The organism is Rhizobacter sp. P2_G4 (assembly GCF_056403575.1).
In genome coordinates this window covers 21,418-33,956 of record NZ_JBFUFG010000010.1, presented here as the reverse complement: position 1 = coordinate 33,956, position 12,539 = coordinate 21,418, and the positions used below count along the sequence as shown (strand labels likewise).

The 12,539-nt window shown below is 66.7% G+C and carries 13 protein-coding genes; 3 read left to right on the top strand and 10 right to left on the bottom strand.

All coding sequences use genetic code 11. From position 1 onward, the window contains the following. Positions 1-186 precede the first annotated feature (186 nt). Positions 187-2,214 carry an alkaline phosphatase gene (locus AC1DYS_RS25865; RefSeq protein WP_477904442.1) on the bottom strand — a complete coding sequence of 676 codons (2,028 nt, stop codon included), beginning with the start codon at positions 2,212-2,214 and terminating at the stop codon, positions 187-189. Positions 2,215-2,242: 28 nt separating this feature from the next. Next, positions 2,243-2,752: a hypothetical protein gene (locus AC1DYS_RS25860; RefSeq protein WP_477904441.1), complete on the bottom strand. Its 510-nt coding sequence runs from the start codon at positions 2,750-2,752 to the stop codon at positions 2,243-2,245. 170 nt (positions 2,753-2,922) lie between these two features. Here AC1DYS_RS25860 and AC1DYS_RS25855 point away from each other — a divergent pair, with 170 nt between their 5' ends. Further along, entirely contained in the window at positions 2,923-4,044 is a 1,122-nt protein-coding gene (locus tag AC1DYS_RS25855; protein WP_477904440.1) for a catalase family protein, read from the top strand. 77 nt (positions 4,045-4,121) lie between these two features. On the opposite strand, the gene AC1DYS_RS25850 is transcribed toward AC1DYS_RS25855, so the two are convergent. Then, positions 4,122-4,628 carry a DUF4142 domain-containing protein gene (locus AC1DYS_RS25850; RefSeq protein WP_477904439.1) on the bottom strand — a complete coding sequence of 169 codons (507 nt, stop codon included), beginning with the start codon at positions 4,626-4,628 and terminating at the stop codon, positions 4,122-4,124. Positions 4,629-4,860: 232 nt separating this feature from the next. Between AC1DYS_RS25850 and AC1DYS_RS25845 the strand changes: the two genes are divergently transcribed. Both AC1DYS_RS25845 and AC1DYS_RS25840 read left to right on the top strand, forming a co-directional pair. Beyond that, positions 4,861-5,052, top strand: a complete 192-nt coding sequence (locus tag AC1DYS_RS25845) for a hypothetical protein (protein ID WP_477904438.1) — start codon at positions 4,861-4,863, stop codon at positions 5,050-5,052. 310 nt (positions 5,053-5,362) lie between these two features. Further along, positions 5,363-6,757: an NAD(P)/FAD-dependent oxidoreductase gene (locus AC1DYS_RS25840; RefSeq protein WP_477904437.1), complete on the top strand. Its 1,395-nt coding sequence runs from the start codon at positions 5,363-5,365 to the stop codon at positions 6,755-6,757. A gap of 23 nt (positions 6,758-6,780) precedes the next feature. On the opposite strand, the gene AC1DYS_RS25835 is transcribed toward AC1DYS_RS25840, so the two are convergent. The 7 genes from AC1DYS_RS25835 to AC1DYS_RS25805 all read right to left on the bottom strand — a co-directional run bounded on the left by AC1DYS_RS25835 (position 6,781) and on the right by AC1DYS_RS25805 (position 12,539). Next, positions 6,781-7,497: a sulfate/molybdate ABC transporter ATP-binding protein gene (locus tag AC1DYS_RS25835; RefSeq protein ID WP_477904436.1), complete on the bottom strand. Its 717-nt coding sequence runs from the start codon at positions 7,495-7,497 to the stop codon at positions 6,781-6,783. A 4-nt stretch (positions 7,498-7,501) separates the two neighbouring features. After that, a complete protein-coding gene (gene modB / locus AC1DYS_RS25830; protein WP_477904435.1) occupies positions 7,502-8,170 on the bottom strand; it encodes a molybdate ABC transporter permease subunit in 669 nt (222 codons plus the stop codon). A gap of 12 nt (positions 8,171-8,182) precedes the next feature. Beyond that, positions 8,183-8,950 (bottom strand): molybdate ABC transporter substrate-binding protein, encoded by a 768-nt coding sequence (modA, locus tag AC1DYS_RS25825; RefSeq protein WP_477904434.1) that lies wholly within the window; start codon positions 8,948-8,950, stop codon positions 8,183-8,185. 111 nt (positions 8,951-9,061) lie between these two features. Then, the gene (msrB, locus tag AC1DYS_RS25820) at positions 9,062-9,565 is read right to left on the bottom strand and encodes a peptide-methionine (R)-S-oxide reductase MsrB (RefSeq protein ID WP_477904575.1); all 504 of its coding nucleotides are present in this window, start codon (positions 9,563-9,565) and stop codon (positions 9,062-9,064) included. A gap of 136 nt (positions 9,566-9,701) precedes the next feature. Beyond that, on the bottom strand, positions 9,702-10,064 hold the full coding sequence (locus tag AC1DYS_RS25815; protein ID WP_477904433.1) for a winged helix-turn-helix domain-containing protein: 363 nt from the start codon (positions 10,062-10,064) through the stop codon (positions 9,702-9,704). A 71-nt stretch (positions 10,065-10,135) separates the two neighbouring features. Then, positions 10,136-11,176: a hypothetical protein gene (locus AC1DYS_RS25810; protein WP_477904432.1), complete on the bottom strand. Its 1,041-nt coding sequence runs from the start codon at positions 11,174-11,176 to the stop codon at positions 10,136-10,138. 64 nt (positions 11,177-11,240) lie between these two features. Further along, positions 11,241-12,539 (bottom strand): sensor histidine kinase, encoded by a 1,299-nt coding sequence (locus tag AC1DYS_RS25805; RefSeq protein WP_477904431.1) that lies wholly within the window; start codon positions 12,537-12,539, stop codon positions 11,241-11,243.

Below are 12,539 nucleotides of genomic sequence, written 5' to 3'. Positions count from 1 at the left end.
GTGAGCCGCGCCGCAGTAGACCCCGGACGTTCCGCGGCTGTCCACGCGCAAGAAGAAAGCAATGGTGAGCAACGGTCACATCGCCGCCGTTTGCAACAGGCGGTTTGCAACGGGCGCATTGCTGCACCGTCGCGCGAGGCTGCGGCATGCGTCGTGCCGTCGACCCGCCTGCGCGAGCCCGGCTGGTCAGCGCTTGCGCGGCTTGGTGCTGCCGTTGGCGTCGGCCGGTGCCGTCGTGCCTTTCACCGCAGCCTGGGCCAGCTTGAAGAACACATCGGTGTTGTCGATCACGCCGGTGAAGGCGAGGGCACCGGGGCCGAAGGCCGAGAGCGGGATGTCGGTGGCGGTGTGCACTGCCGATTCACCCGGCACCTGGCCGGTGACGAGGAACTCGCCGATGGCGTCGTCGCGTTCGGCCGGGTTGGCGGGGTACCACTTCAACGGCTCCTTCTTCACGAACGGCTGCTGCGAGTCGCGCAACGGCGTGGCGTTCGTGCGCCAGTCTTCGTAGCGGTCTGCGTTGGCGCCGTAGCCCACGAGCAGGCGATAGTCGATGTCGGTTGCTTCGGGGTAGCCGTCGGCCGCCAGGCGGTAATGCGGGAAGCCGGCCTTCTCGTAGACGCCGACGACCTTGTCGCGCAGGTTGGCCGAGCCCTTGGCGAGCGCGAGGTTGCGCAGCGTGGCATCGGTCACCATCGAGCCGCCGATCAGTGCGGCACCGGAGCACTCGTGGTCGGCGGTCACGATCACCAGCGTGTCGCCGTTGTCGCGCGCGAAGTCTTGCGCCACCTTGATGGCACGGTCGAACTCAATGGTGTCGAGCATCCAGCGCTCGGTGTCCATGTTGTGCGCCTGCTTGTCGATCGAGGCGCCCTCGACCATCAGCACGAAGCCCTTCTTCTGCTTCTTCAGCACGTCGAGCGCGCGGGTGGTCATCTCTTCAAGCAGCGGCTGGTCGGGCAGGCCGTAGTCGTCGACCACGGAGCCGGTGAGGCCGCGCTTGGCGCCGCGCCGGCCGTCGATCTTGTCGAGTGCCACGTTCATGTTCGAGTAGGCGAACAGGCCCAGCAGGCGATCTGCGCCGGCTGATGCATCGAGGTCGGTCTTTGTGGCGGCATAGCGGTAGCCAGCCGACTCGAAGGCCCGGATCAGGTCGCGGTCCTTGTCCTTGGCACCGGGTGCAGCGCCCCAGCGCTTGACGATCTCGGCGGTGTGCGCCTCGGTGGCAGAGAACGCGTAGTCGTTGCTCTCCGCGCGCTCCGAGCCGGGTGTGCTGGCGGGTAGGAACCACTTGCGGCCGCCGCCCATCAGCACCGTGAGGCCGGTGCGCTCGCGGTCGTCGAAGAACTGATCGACGATGCCCGTGCCGGCACCGCGGTTGCTGGTGTGCACGGCGTTGCCGGCCGGCGTGGCGTCGAACACGTCGGCCGTGGTCACGATGCCGAGCGCCTTGCCCTGCGTGCGGTGCAGGTACTCCGACAGGTACTCGATGCGCGGGTTGTCGAAGGCATCGGTCGTGTCGTCGGGGAACACGCCTTCTTCGTTGTTGTTGTTCTTGTTGCCGGAGACGTACGACGTCATGCCGGGCGCCGAATCAGTCACCACGGAGTTCAGCGACGCGGTCTTCACGAGTGCGGTGGCCGGGAAAGTATCCATCGCCAGCGGTTCGATCACCTTGCCTTGCGTGTAGCCGCCCTTGACGATGCGCGCTGCGGTGCGCTGGGCCGCGCCCATGCCGTCGCCGAGCAGGATGATGATGTTCTTCACCTTCGGGCCCATGGCGGCGCTGAAGGGCACAACCATGAAGTCGCCACGCGCGGTGACAGTCTGCGTGTCGTCTTGTGTCGCCACGACGCTGAACTGATGGCGGCCCGCGGTCTCGACGCTGACGGCGCGCACGGTGGCGATGGCCGACTCCACCGGCACGCCCTTCAGGCAGCCGCTGGCGCAATCACGCAAGGCGACTGGCGCGGCGACGGGCTTGCCGTCAATGAAGAAGCGCGCTTCGGTGAAACGCTTGCCGCTATCGGGCCGCAAGGTGGCTTGCAAGTCGAAGCGCTGGCCCGGCAGAAAGCGAGCGATCACCGGGTCGGGGCGGTTGCTGGTGAACAGCTCGCTCGGCGGCGTGAGGCGGGTGACGGTGGGCGCGGCGAACGCGTTGCCCAGGCCGGCCAGGCTCAGGGCACACAGGATCAACGAGGAACGTGGGGTCATGGTGGTGGGCATGGTCTTTGGAGAGGGATCAGTGAACATGAGTGGCAGCAGGTGCGGCGCTGAGGCGGTCGGCGGCGAGTGCCTCGGGGTCGAGCTGCAGGCGCACCCACGACACGCGGCCGGCGCTGTCTTCTTCGCGGCCTAGCGTGAGCAGGCCGGTGAGGGCCACCAACCCGGACTGGTGGGCCACGATGCGGTCGCGCTGCGCTGCGTCGAGCAGCACGGTCACGGTGGCGGGCGGCAGGTCGTCGGCATCGCCATCGGCGTGCTCGCTCATGCGCACCGGCCGCGGCGTGAGCATGAATCGGCCGGCGAGCGGCTCCTCTTGCGCGACCATGTAGCCCACCAGGCGCACGCGCTTGCCATCGACGGCGCGCAGCGCATCAGCCATCTCGAGCCCGCGCGGGCCGATGGGCTGCTTGAAGAAGCTGGCGAACTTGAGGTCGACCGGCGTACCGCCGTCGGCCTGAGCGAGGAGCGGCGAGGCCAACAGGGCCATGGCCAACGCAGTGGAATTCACGAGGGATCGCAGGGTCATGGTGGCAAGGGTTCGAGAAAGCAACCCTTGACTGTGCCTGTTGACCGTGACGCCTGTGTGACGCGGCGCGAAGGCAAGGGCAGCGTAGGAACTGGCCGACAGCAGGATCAGCTTGTCGCCGCCTGCGCCTGCGCACAAGATCGAGCGACCCTTGGCTCCAGGAGGCTCGCATGCCCAACACTCCCTCCGGCACCCCGATTCCCTACGACTACTCCGTGGAGCAGGTTGCGAGCGACGAAGCCGAGACCATCGCCCACCTGACAGAAGCCCTGCTCAAGATCTCGCACACCACCTTTGCCGACAGCGGCCACGGCCTGCGCAGCGTGCATGCCAAGAGCCACGGCATCCTGCGTGGCGAGATGCGCGTGCTCGACGGCCTTGCGCCCGAGTGGGCACAGGGCATCTTTGCCAGGCCGCGCAGCTACCCGGTGGTGATGCGCCTGTCCACCTCGCCGGGCGACATCCTCGATGACAGCGTGTCGACGCCGCATGGCGTGTCGATCAAGGTCATCGGCGTGGAAGGCGAGCGCCTGCCCGGGTCGGAGCAGGCAACGACGCAAGACTTTCTGATGGTCGACGGCCCTGCGTTCGTGGCGCCGAGCGCCAAGAAGTTTCTGGGGAGCGTCAAGCTGCTGGCCACCACTGCTGACAAGGCCGAAGGCCTGAAGAAGGCGTTCTCGTCTCTGCTGCGCGGAACCGAGCGTGCGCTGGAGAGCGTGAACATCGAGAGCCTGGCCATCAAGGGCTTGGGTGGCCACGCGATGACGCACATCCTCGGCGACACCTTCTTCACCCAGGCGCCCCTGCGGCACGGCAAGTACATGGGCAAGTTCTCGTTGGCGCCGGTGTCGCCTGAGCTGCAGGCGTTGACCGGCGTGCCGCTGGACTTGCGGCATCACTCGAACGGCCTGCGTGAAGCGGTGCGCGACCACTTTCGCGACCAGGGTGGTGAGTGGGAGCTGCGCGTGCAGCTCTGCACCGATCTAAAGACGATGCCGATCGAAGACGCATCGGTTGCGTGGCCGGAGCTGCAAAGCCCTTACGTGGCGGTGGCGCGCATCACGGCACCGAGGCAGGCGACGTGGGACGACAACGGCTCCCAGGCAATCGACGATGCGCTGTCGTTCAGCCCGTGGCATGGCGTCGTCGATCACCAGCCGCTGGGTTCGGTGATGCGGGCGCGGCGGCAGACGTATGCCGCATCGGTTGAGTTTCGTGGCGCCCGCAACGGCTGCCCGATGCACCAGCCGCAATCCGTTGAAGACGCCCTGGTGCCGAACCGCGGCGACTGAGCGCAAACAAAGCGCAAACAAAGTGGCCGGCTCTGTCGAGCCGGCCACTCGTCACACGCCTCCTCTTGCTTTCGGGGTTACTTCTTGGCCGGTGGCAGCGCCTGAGCCATCTCGAGGTGGTGCTGCAAGCTGGGCAGGGTCTTCTGCGCCCAGGCCTTCACGTCCGCATCCTTCGCGTTCTGTGCCGCTTCCTGGAAGAGCTTGATGGTCGACTCGTGTGCCTTCACACCGAAGTTTCTGGCGTAGCGCTCGTCGAACTTGGCGTCGTCGCCGGCGTTGATCATCTTCAGCTCGGTCTTCTGCATCACCGAGGGACCGTCGGGCAGCTTCACGTTCTTGCTGGCCGCGAGCGATTGCAGTTCACTCGCTACCTTGCTGTGCTCTGCCACCATCGCTTCGGCGAAGGCCTTCACCTCGGGGTTCTGCGCCTTGGTTGCTGCCAGCTTGCTGGCCTCGACTTCGGCGTTGCCGTTCTGCGCCGCCTGCTTGAGGAACGAGGCGTCCGAGCGCGCCTGTGCCGAAACAGCCAGGCCGCAGGCCATGGCAAACAAGCCGATCTGAACAACGCGTTTGAGCTGGGTCATGACATCTCCAGAAGTTGAACCGGCTTTCACTCTAGAAGTGCCCGCTCAGCATGGCTGTCAGCACAGGCTGAAGCTCGCGTAGGACTCGTGGCCCTGGCCGGATCAAGGGTTTGCCCATGGGAAAGCGGCCCTCAAAACCGCTCCATGAACGGGGCCTGAGCCGTAAAATACAGCTTGTTACAGAGGCTCCGCAGCCCTCTGTAGCGGTGTGCAAAGCAGACAAGGAGACCCCATGAGAGAAGCATTGAAGTCCAGGGACTACCAGGAATCGACGATCGCCGAAGAGCCGATCCTCGGCACCGTGCTGGCCATGCCTGACGGTCGCATCCAGCAGCTGACCTTCATGGAGCGGGTGATGGTTGCCTTGCACCTCACCAACGCCAAAGGACTCGAAGCCCGCTATTTCAAGTCGGCGAACTCCTGACTTGAGAACCTGGTGATTTCGGCGTCCCGCCGAGATCACCCAAGGGTTGCGAGCGCATGGCCGTCACGGTGTCCGCCGTGTTCAGACTGCCTCTTTCGTGCCGCTCACGGGCGCCCCGGCGCTCCGTGCAGCGGCATTTGTTCGTCCGCACCGCCGAGGCGAGCACAGCGTCACGTTGTCACCCTGCAGAGCCCCCTCAAAGTATTTCTATACTTTGGGATGAGCCGCATTCGACGCATGACCGCTGAGGCAGGCCATTCTTGAGTCACCGATCTCTCGACACATCACTTATCAGAGCAGGAACAGCGCAATGGCATCTCAGCAGTTTTCGGGCAACACGCCCGACGTCGTCGTCATTGGGGGTGGGCCGGCCGGGTCGACGGTGGCTGCGCTTCTGGCCGACAAGGGCCATGACGTGGTGGTCTTCGAGAAGGCACAGCACCCGCGCTTTCACATCGGTGAATCGCTGCTGCCGATGAACATGCCGCTGTTCGACCGGCTCGGCGTGCGCAAGGAGGTGGAGGCCATCGGCATTACCAAGCACGGCGCCGAATTCGTTTCGCCGTGGCACGACCACACCAGCCGCTTCCTGTTTGCCGAGGCGATGGACAAATCCTTCCCTTACGCCGTGCACGTGCGGCGTTCGGAGTTCGATGAGCTGCTGTTCCGCCATGCCACCAAGCAAGGCGCACGCACCTTCGAGGGTTGCCGCGTCACGCATGCCGACATGGACGCAGGCAAGGGCGGTGATGGCCGCGCGCTCGTCAAGGTGAAGAACGACGACGGCACCGAGACCGAGTGGCGCCCGCGCTTCGTGATCGACGCCAGCGGCCGCGACACGCTGCTGTCCAACCAGTTCGACGTGAAGCAGCGCAACCGCCGGCATGCGAGCGCCGCGCTGTTCGGCCACTTCAGCAATGCGTACCGCACACCGGGCGCGTGGGAGGGCAGCATCACGCTGTTCTGGTTCGACCATGGCTGGTTCTGGTACATCCCGTTGCTCGACGGCACCACCAGCGTCGGCGCCGTCGCCCACCCCGGTTACTTCAAGGACAACCGCAAGGGCGCAAGCCTCAACGACTTCCTGATGCAGACCATCGCCCTGGCGCCCAAGCTGGCCGAGCGCTTGAAAGACGCGACGCTGCTGGAGCCGGCCACCACCACCGGCAACTACGCCTACGACTCGAAGATCTGCCGCGGCGAAAAGTTCGTGATGATCGGCGACGCGTATGCCTTCGTCGACCCGATGTTCTCGTCGGGCGTGTACCTCGCGATGAACAGTGCCTTCGAAAGCGCGGTCGCCGTCGACCACTGGCTCAAGGGCGAGATGCCCATGGCCGAGAAGCAGTTCCGCCGGCTCGAGAAGATGATGAAGCACGGCCCCAAGATGTTCTCGTGGTTCATCTACCGCATCACCTCGCCGGCCATCCGCAAGATCTTCATGCAGCCGCGCAATGTGTGGCGCATGCAGGAGGCGCTGCTGTCCATCCTGGCCGGCGACCTGTTCCGCAGCACCCCGGTGGGGCCGCGCTTGCTGGGCTTCAAGTTCATCTACTACTGCTCGTGCATCAGCATCCTGCCGCAGGCCATCAAGACCTGGGCCTGGCGCCGCCGCAACGTCGCGATGGCGGCGCAAGACGCTGGTGGGCGTGTCTCGGGCGCGGTCTACATTCAGGACTCGGACCCGAAAAGCCGCGCTGCCTGATCAGCGCGTCTCTTTGCGCGTCCTCAGACGGCATGCAGTGACGAAGGCGAAGCCCGCAGCAGCGAAGGTGCGGGCCGCTCCGAGATCAGGCCGTCGCGCAGGTACAGCGTGGCTTCGCCGAAGCGAGCCAGGTCGTCCTTGTCGTGCGTGATCATCAGCATCGGGATGTCGATGCGTTGCAGCAGGTCGTCGAGCTCGCTGCGCATGCGGTCGCGCAGTTCGGAGTCGAGTGCGGAGAACGGTTCGTCGAGCAGCAGGGCACGCGGTGAGTTGACGAGGGCGCGCGCCAGTGCGGTTCGCTGACGCTGCCCACCTGAGAGTTCGTTCGGGTACTGCGCAGCCACGTCGTTGAGTTCGAAGGTCCGCAGCCAGCGGTCGACGGCCTCGCCGCCCACCTGAGCCGACGGGTTACGCAGCCCGGCAGTCAAGCCGAAGGCGATGTTCTGCCGCACGTTGAGGTGCGGGAACAGCGCGTAGTCCTGGAACAGATAACCGAAGCGGCGTTCGCGGGCGGGCACGTCGACCTTGCTGTCGCGGTCGAACAGCAGCTTGCCGTCGAACGCGATGCGGCCGGTGTCGGGTGTCAGCAGCCCGGCGAGCGCCTGCAGCGTCAGGCTCTTGCCAGCGCCTGACGGACCGTAGATGGCGGTGCGGCGCGCCGTCGACTGGAACTTCACGCGCAGGTGAAAGTGACGCTTGCCGCTGCTCACGGTCTTGGCGATGTCAACGTCAAAGCTCATGTGACTACTGCGCCACGCGCCCGGGGACGAGGCGCCCAGCAGACAACAACACCACGATGCAGGTGACCGACGTGATCAGCACCAGCACATTGGCCACCGAGTCCTGCCCCGCCTGCACGGCTTCGTACACCGCCACCGACAAGGTCTGCGTGCGGCCCGGGATGCTGCCGGCCACCATCAGCGTGGCGCCGAACTCGCCGAGTGCCCGGGCAAACGCCAGCAGTACGCCGGCCAGGATGCCGCGCCAGGCCATCGGCAAGGTCACGCGAAAGAACACTGACCACTCGTTGAGCCCGAGCACACGCGCTGCCTTCTCGAGCTGCGGGTCCACGCCTTCGAACGCGGCGCGTGCCGCCTTCAGCACCAGCGGGAATGCAACGAGGGTGGCCGCGATCACGGCCCCTTGCCAGGTGAAGATCAGATTGATGCCGAAGCTGTCGTACAGCCATGCACCGATTGGCCCGCGCTTGCCGATGAGCACCAGCAGGTAGTAGCCGAGCACGGTGGGCGGCAGCACCATCGGCAGGGTGAGCACCGCATCGATGAACTCGCGGCCGATGAAGCGGCGCCGTGCCAACAGCAGGCCGACTGCCACGCCGAGCACCAGGTTGATGGCCGTCGACCACGCTGCCACTTTCAGCGAGAGTGCGAGCGGGATCCATGCTGAGTCCATGCGACTGTGAAGCTAGGGCTTCAGGAAACCGTATCGCGCCAGAACAGCTTGCGCGGCTGGCGAGGCAACGAATTCGATGAACTTGCGTGCATCAGCGGCGTTGGGGCTCCCAGCGACCGCGGCGATGGGGTAGCGGATTGGCGTCTCCGTCGCGACGGTCAGGGCGACCTTGACCTTGTCTTTCTGCGTCGCCGCGTCGGTGGCGTAGACGAAGCCGGCTTCGGCCTCACCTCGTGCCACGTAGTCGAGGCACTGGCGCACGTTCTGCGCGAACACGGCCTTTGGCTCGACAGCAGTCCACAGCTTGGCGGATTCGAGGGCGCTCTTCGCATAGCGGCCGGCGGGCACGCCGCTCGGGGTGCCGAGCGCAATGCGCTTGACGGCAGGCTGCTGCAGATCGGCCAGCGCCTTCAGGTTCAGCGTGCTGTCACTCGGCGTCACCAGTACCAGTGCATTGCCGGCGAAGTTGCGACGCGAACCCGACGTGGTGAGCTTCTGCGCATCGGCCTTGTCCATCGTCTCCTGGTCCGCCGAGGCGAACACATCGGCGGGCGCGCCTTTGGCGATCTGCGCGAGGAGGGTGTCCGATGCGGCGAAGTTGAGCAGCACCTTGGTGCCGGGGTTCTGCGCTTCGAAGGCTGCGCCCACCTCCTTGAAAGCGTTGGTCAGGCTGGCAGCGGCCGAAACGGTGAGTTCGGCCGCGTGGGCGCTCAAGGTGCCAGCGAAGAGAAGCGCGGCGCCGATGTGGCGCAGTGATCGGAGGAAGAAAGCTGAGCGCATGCGAGATCGGTGGCCGCGGCTGAAGAGTGACCGAAATATACCGCAGAGCATATCGACTGCCGCGACTCAGCCGTTCTCGACACGAGCCGCAGCGCTGCGGCCGTGCCGCGCTCAGGCGGTGCCGGGCTTGAACGTCAGCGAGACGCCATTCATGCAGTAGCGCAGGCCGGTGGGCCGTGGCCCGTCGTTGAAGACGTGCCCGAGGTGCCCACCGCAGCGGCGGCAGTGCACCTCCGTGCGCCGCATGCCGAGCGAGCCGTCTTCGCGCTCGACCACGGCGCCGTCGAGCGGCTTCCAGAAGCTCGGCCACCCGGTGCCGCTGTCGAACTTGGTCTTCGAGCTGAACAACTCGAGCGCGCAGCCGGCACAGGCAAAGCGGCCCTCGCGGTGCTCGGCATTGAGCGGGCTCGAATAGGGCCGCTCGGTGCCTTCGTGGCGCAGCACCGCGTACTGGTTGGCATCGAGCAGCTTGCGCCATTCGGCATCGGTGTGCGTGACCTCGAACACTTCGGGGCTGGCCGCCTCGGCCTGCTTCAAGCCACCGCCACGCAGCGCGACGAAGCCGTACGCGAGCGCCGATGCGCCGAGGGTCATGAGTGTTCTGCGGGTGGGGATGTTCATGGCGGTTCTCCGAGAGAGGAGGGTGCAGGTCCTGGTTCGACTTCCACCCTTGCCGAGAGTTCGACGTGGGTGTGTCGACATGGCGGCGCTCTTCTTACATTCGCCGTGCGGCGCCCCGCACGCTCCGGCGCTAGCTTGCGATCAACCCCACCAGGCGCTTGATGTCGGCCGCGCAGGCGCGAGAGGCCGTTTCTTCGATGCGGCGGTAGGTGTCGATGAGCTGGCGGCCCACCTCGGTCAGCTCGCTGCCACCGCCGTGCTGGCCACCCTTTGCGGAGTCGACGGCGGGCTTGCGAAGTGCGCGGTTCAGCTCGTCGAGCAGCATCCAGGCGCGCCGATACGACATGTCCAGGCTCTTGGCCGCGGCCGTGATGGAACCCGTTTCGCTGATGGCTTCGAGCAAGGCGATCTTGCCCGGTCCGATCGCGATGACGTCACCCGCGGTGACGCGAATGCGGAACTTCGCGACGGGCTTGTTGCGTGCGGTGGCCATGGGAAGACGGGCCTGAGGCGGCTCATCGTTGTCGAAGGAGCCGAAACGATACCTCAGGCCCTCGCGGGCCGTCAGCCTGCGTCGGACTCCAGCCGGCCGATCGGCACGGTGAAGGTGCGGTCGATCGTGCCGTCCTTGCCATCGTCGACGGTGATGGTCACCACTGCGTTGGCGATCGACACGCCCACGCGCGTGAACGGCAGCGTGATGGTCCAGGCGCCCGCCGTCGGCAGGCCGCTGGCTGCATAGCTCACCCCGCCTTGCGTGGCCACGGTGTAGCTGAACGAGCCGTTGGGCAGCGAGGCCGACAGCGTGTGCGTGCCGTTGATCGAGCTCGACTGCAGCACGCCGTTGAGCCAGGTGCTCTGCCGCGTGATGTCGACACCGCTCAGCGTGAAGCTGCTGTTGCGTGCGTTGAAATGCGTGGCGAGCGTGATGTTCGGCGAGATGAACCGGCTGCTGAGTACCGTGGTGCCGCCGGCACCGGCGCTGCTGCTCACCTGGCGCGAGGTGCTGCCGTTCAGCGTGACGGTGCCGCGTGGCAATGTGACAGACAGGTCGGTCGCCGTGGTGGTGATGGAGAGGTCGCTGCCGTTGGCGCTCAGCACCGTCATCGCCAGCGTACCGTTCACGGTGGCGGCGCTGCCCGAGCCCTTGCAGTTGGCGAACACGATCTGGTAGACCTCGCCGGTGTCGAGCTGGCCGTTGAGCACGCTGCTCGCGGTGCCGCCGGTGATCGTCAGCGTGGCGCTGCCGCCACCGGCGCAGGTGACCGGCACGTCGACCACGGCCTGCGGGCTTTCCGCCGGCGCTCCCATCGCGGCTTCGCGTGTGCCGGTGGGCACCGAGGTGCCGGCCTGGGCAGCGACCACCGCCTCTGCTGCCACCACGCTTTCGTCGAGCGCCGAGCCGGCGTCGCCGGCGATCAGGGTTGCGTTGGCGGCATAGCTGGCGGTGTCGGCGCTGGTGCTGCTGTCGGCGTCATCGCCACCACCGCCGCAGGCGGCGAGGGCCGCGGCGCACAGCAGCGTCAGCGAAAGGCTCGGGTGGAAAACGCTTGGGTTGAAGTGGCGCATGGTCGGCTCCAGGAGGTTGTTGTCGATGCTTCCCATTGAAGTCGAGCCGGGCCGGGCGTGCGGTCACGTTGCGCGACGAATTGCGACAGCGGTGAAATGTTCAGTGCGGGTGAGCAGACCCCAGTGTGACGCGAACAGTAGGCTCGCCGTCCTCATGGTCGAACGACAGCGTGCCGCCCAGGCGCGCGGCCACCTGGCGCACGATGGCCAGCCCCAGCCCGCTGCCAGGGGTGGAGCGGCTGCCGTCGCCTCGCGTGAAGGCTTCCTGCAGGCGCTCGAGGGTTTGCGGATCCATGCCCTCGCCGGCATCGGTGACGCTGATCCAGGCGTGCTTGCTGTCGCCACCCAGGCCCAGTCGAACCGGCGGCTTGCCGTGCTTCAGTGCGTTGTCGACCAGGTTGGCCAGCAGCCGCTCGACCAGCAGGCGGTTGGCACGTGGCCAGGGCAGGCTCGCAGGGGCTGCGATGTCGAGCTCATGGGCGGGCCGTTCAAAACCGGCGACCACGCTGCGCGCAGCGGCTGCCAGGTCCACCGTTTCATCGAACGCCAGTTCACCCGAGCGCACGTAGTCGAGAAAGCTCTCGATCAGGCGGTCGGCCTGGCCGATGTTGCGCACAATCAAGGCCTTGCGTGCATTCACGTCGGCCGTGTCGGGCAGCAGCTCGGCCGCCATGCGGATGCGCCCGAGCGGGCTGCGCAGGTCGTGCGACACGCCGGCCAGCAGCACGGCCCGCTCGCGCTCGTGCTGCTGCAGCCGCGCCAGCAGGTCGGTGTAGGCGGCATCGATGGCGGCGATCTCCGGCGAGACGGCTGACACCGAGCCCAGCGGCGGCGACGCCTCGCCGCCGGGCGTGTGCGTCTGCATGCGTGTGCGCAGGCGCTCCAGCGGCCGCGTAAGCCGCCGCGTGAAAGCCCAGCTCATGCCCACCAGCACCACGGCCGACAGCACGAAGGCCAGCACGGTGCGCCGCGACCACTCGGGCAGCACGAGTTGCCCGGCCACGCCCAACCACACCGCCGGCCGGCCTTCGGGCGACACGTGCAGCCACACCATCGGCTCGGGCGCGCCCCGCGCGAGCACGACTTCGTCGACCGGCACGCCGCGGGCCCGCAAGGCCTCGCGCAAGGCCACGAAGCGCGGTGAGTACTCTGAGGCCACGCGCCCGCGCGACGGCCGCTCGGCGCTGCGCAGTACCGGTGTCGACGCTTGGGGGGCCGGCTGCAAACCCGCCGCGCTCGCCAGCTCCGGCGCCCAGCGGTCGGCATACAGCGTCGCGATGGCGACGTTGCGATCGACGAAGAACAGCGCGCCCAACACGAAGAGCAGCACGCACACCATGCCGATCTGCGCCAGCAGCAGCCTGGAGAAGAGGCTGTCGAAACGGGGCAGGAATCTCAT

Excerpts from the sequence above, each read along its gene's own strand:
- AC1DYS_RS25865 (WP_477904442.1), bottom strand. The coding sequence starts at position 2,214 with ATGACCCCACGTTCCTCGTTGATCCTGTGTGCCCTGAGCCTGGCCGGC.
- AC1DYS_RS25860 (WP_477904441.1), bottom strand. The coding sequence starts at position 2,752 with ATGACCCTGCGATCCCTCGTGAATTCCACTGCGTTGGCCATGGCCCTG.
- AC1DYS_RS25855 (WP_477904440.1), top strand. The coding sequence starts at position 2,923 with ATGCCCAACACTCCCTCCGGCACCCCGATTCCCTACGACTACTCCGTG.
- AC1DYS_RS25850 (WP_477904439.1), bottom strand. The coding sequence starts at position 4,628 with ATGACCCAGCTCAAACGCGTTGTTCAGATCGGCTTGTTTGCCATGGCC.
- AC1DYS_RS25845 (WP_477904438.1), top strand. The coding sequence starts at position 4,861 with ATGAGAGAAGCATTGAAGTCCAGGGACTACCAGGAATCGACGATCGCC.
- AC1DYS_RS25840 (WP_477904437.1), top strand. The coding sequence starts at position 5,363 with ATGGCATCTCAGCAGTTTTCGGGCAACACGCCCGACGTCGTCGTCATT.
- AC1DYS_RS25835 (WP_477904436.1), bottom strand. The coding sequence starts at position 7,497 with ATGAGCTTTGACGTTGACATCGCCAAGACCGTGAGCAGCGGCAAGCGT.
- modB (WP_477904435.1), bottom strand. The coding sequence starts at position 8,170 with ATGGACTCAGCATGGATCCCGCTCGCACTCTCGCTGAAAGTGGCAGCG.
- modA (WP_477904434.1), bottom strand. The coding sequence starts at position 8,950 with ATGCGCTCAGCTTTCTTCCTCCGATCACTGCGCCACATCGGCGCCGCG.
- AC1DYS_RS25815 (WP_477904433.1), bottom strand. The coding sequence starts at position 10,064 with ATGGCCACCGCACGCAACAAGCCCGTCGCGAAGTTCCGCATTCGCGTC.
- AC1DYS_RS25810 (WP_477904432.1), bottom strand. The coding sequence starts at position 11,176 with ATGGGAAGCATCGACAACAACCTCCTGGAGCCGACCATGCGCCACTTC.
- AC1DYS_RS25805 (WP_477904431.1), bottom strand. The coding sequence starts at position 12,539 with ATGAGATTCCTGCCCCGTTTCGACAGCCTCTTCTCCAGGCTGCTGCTG.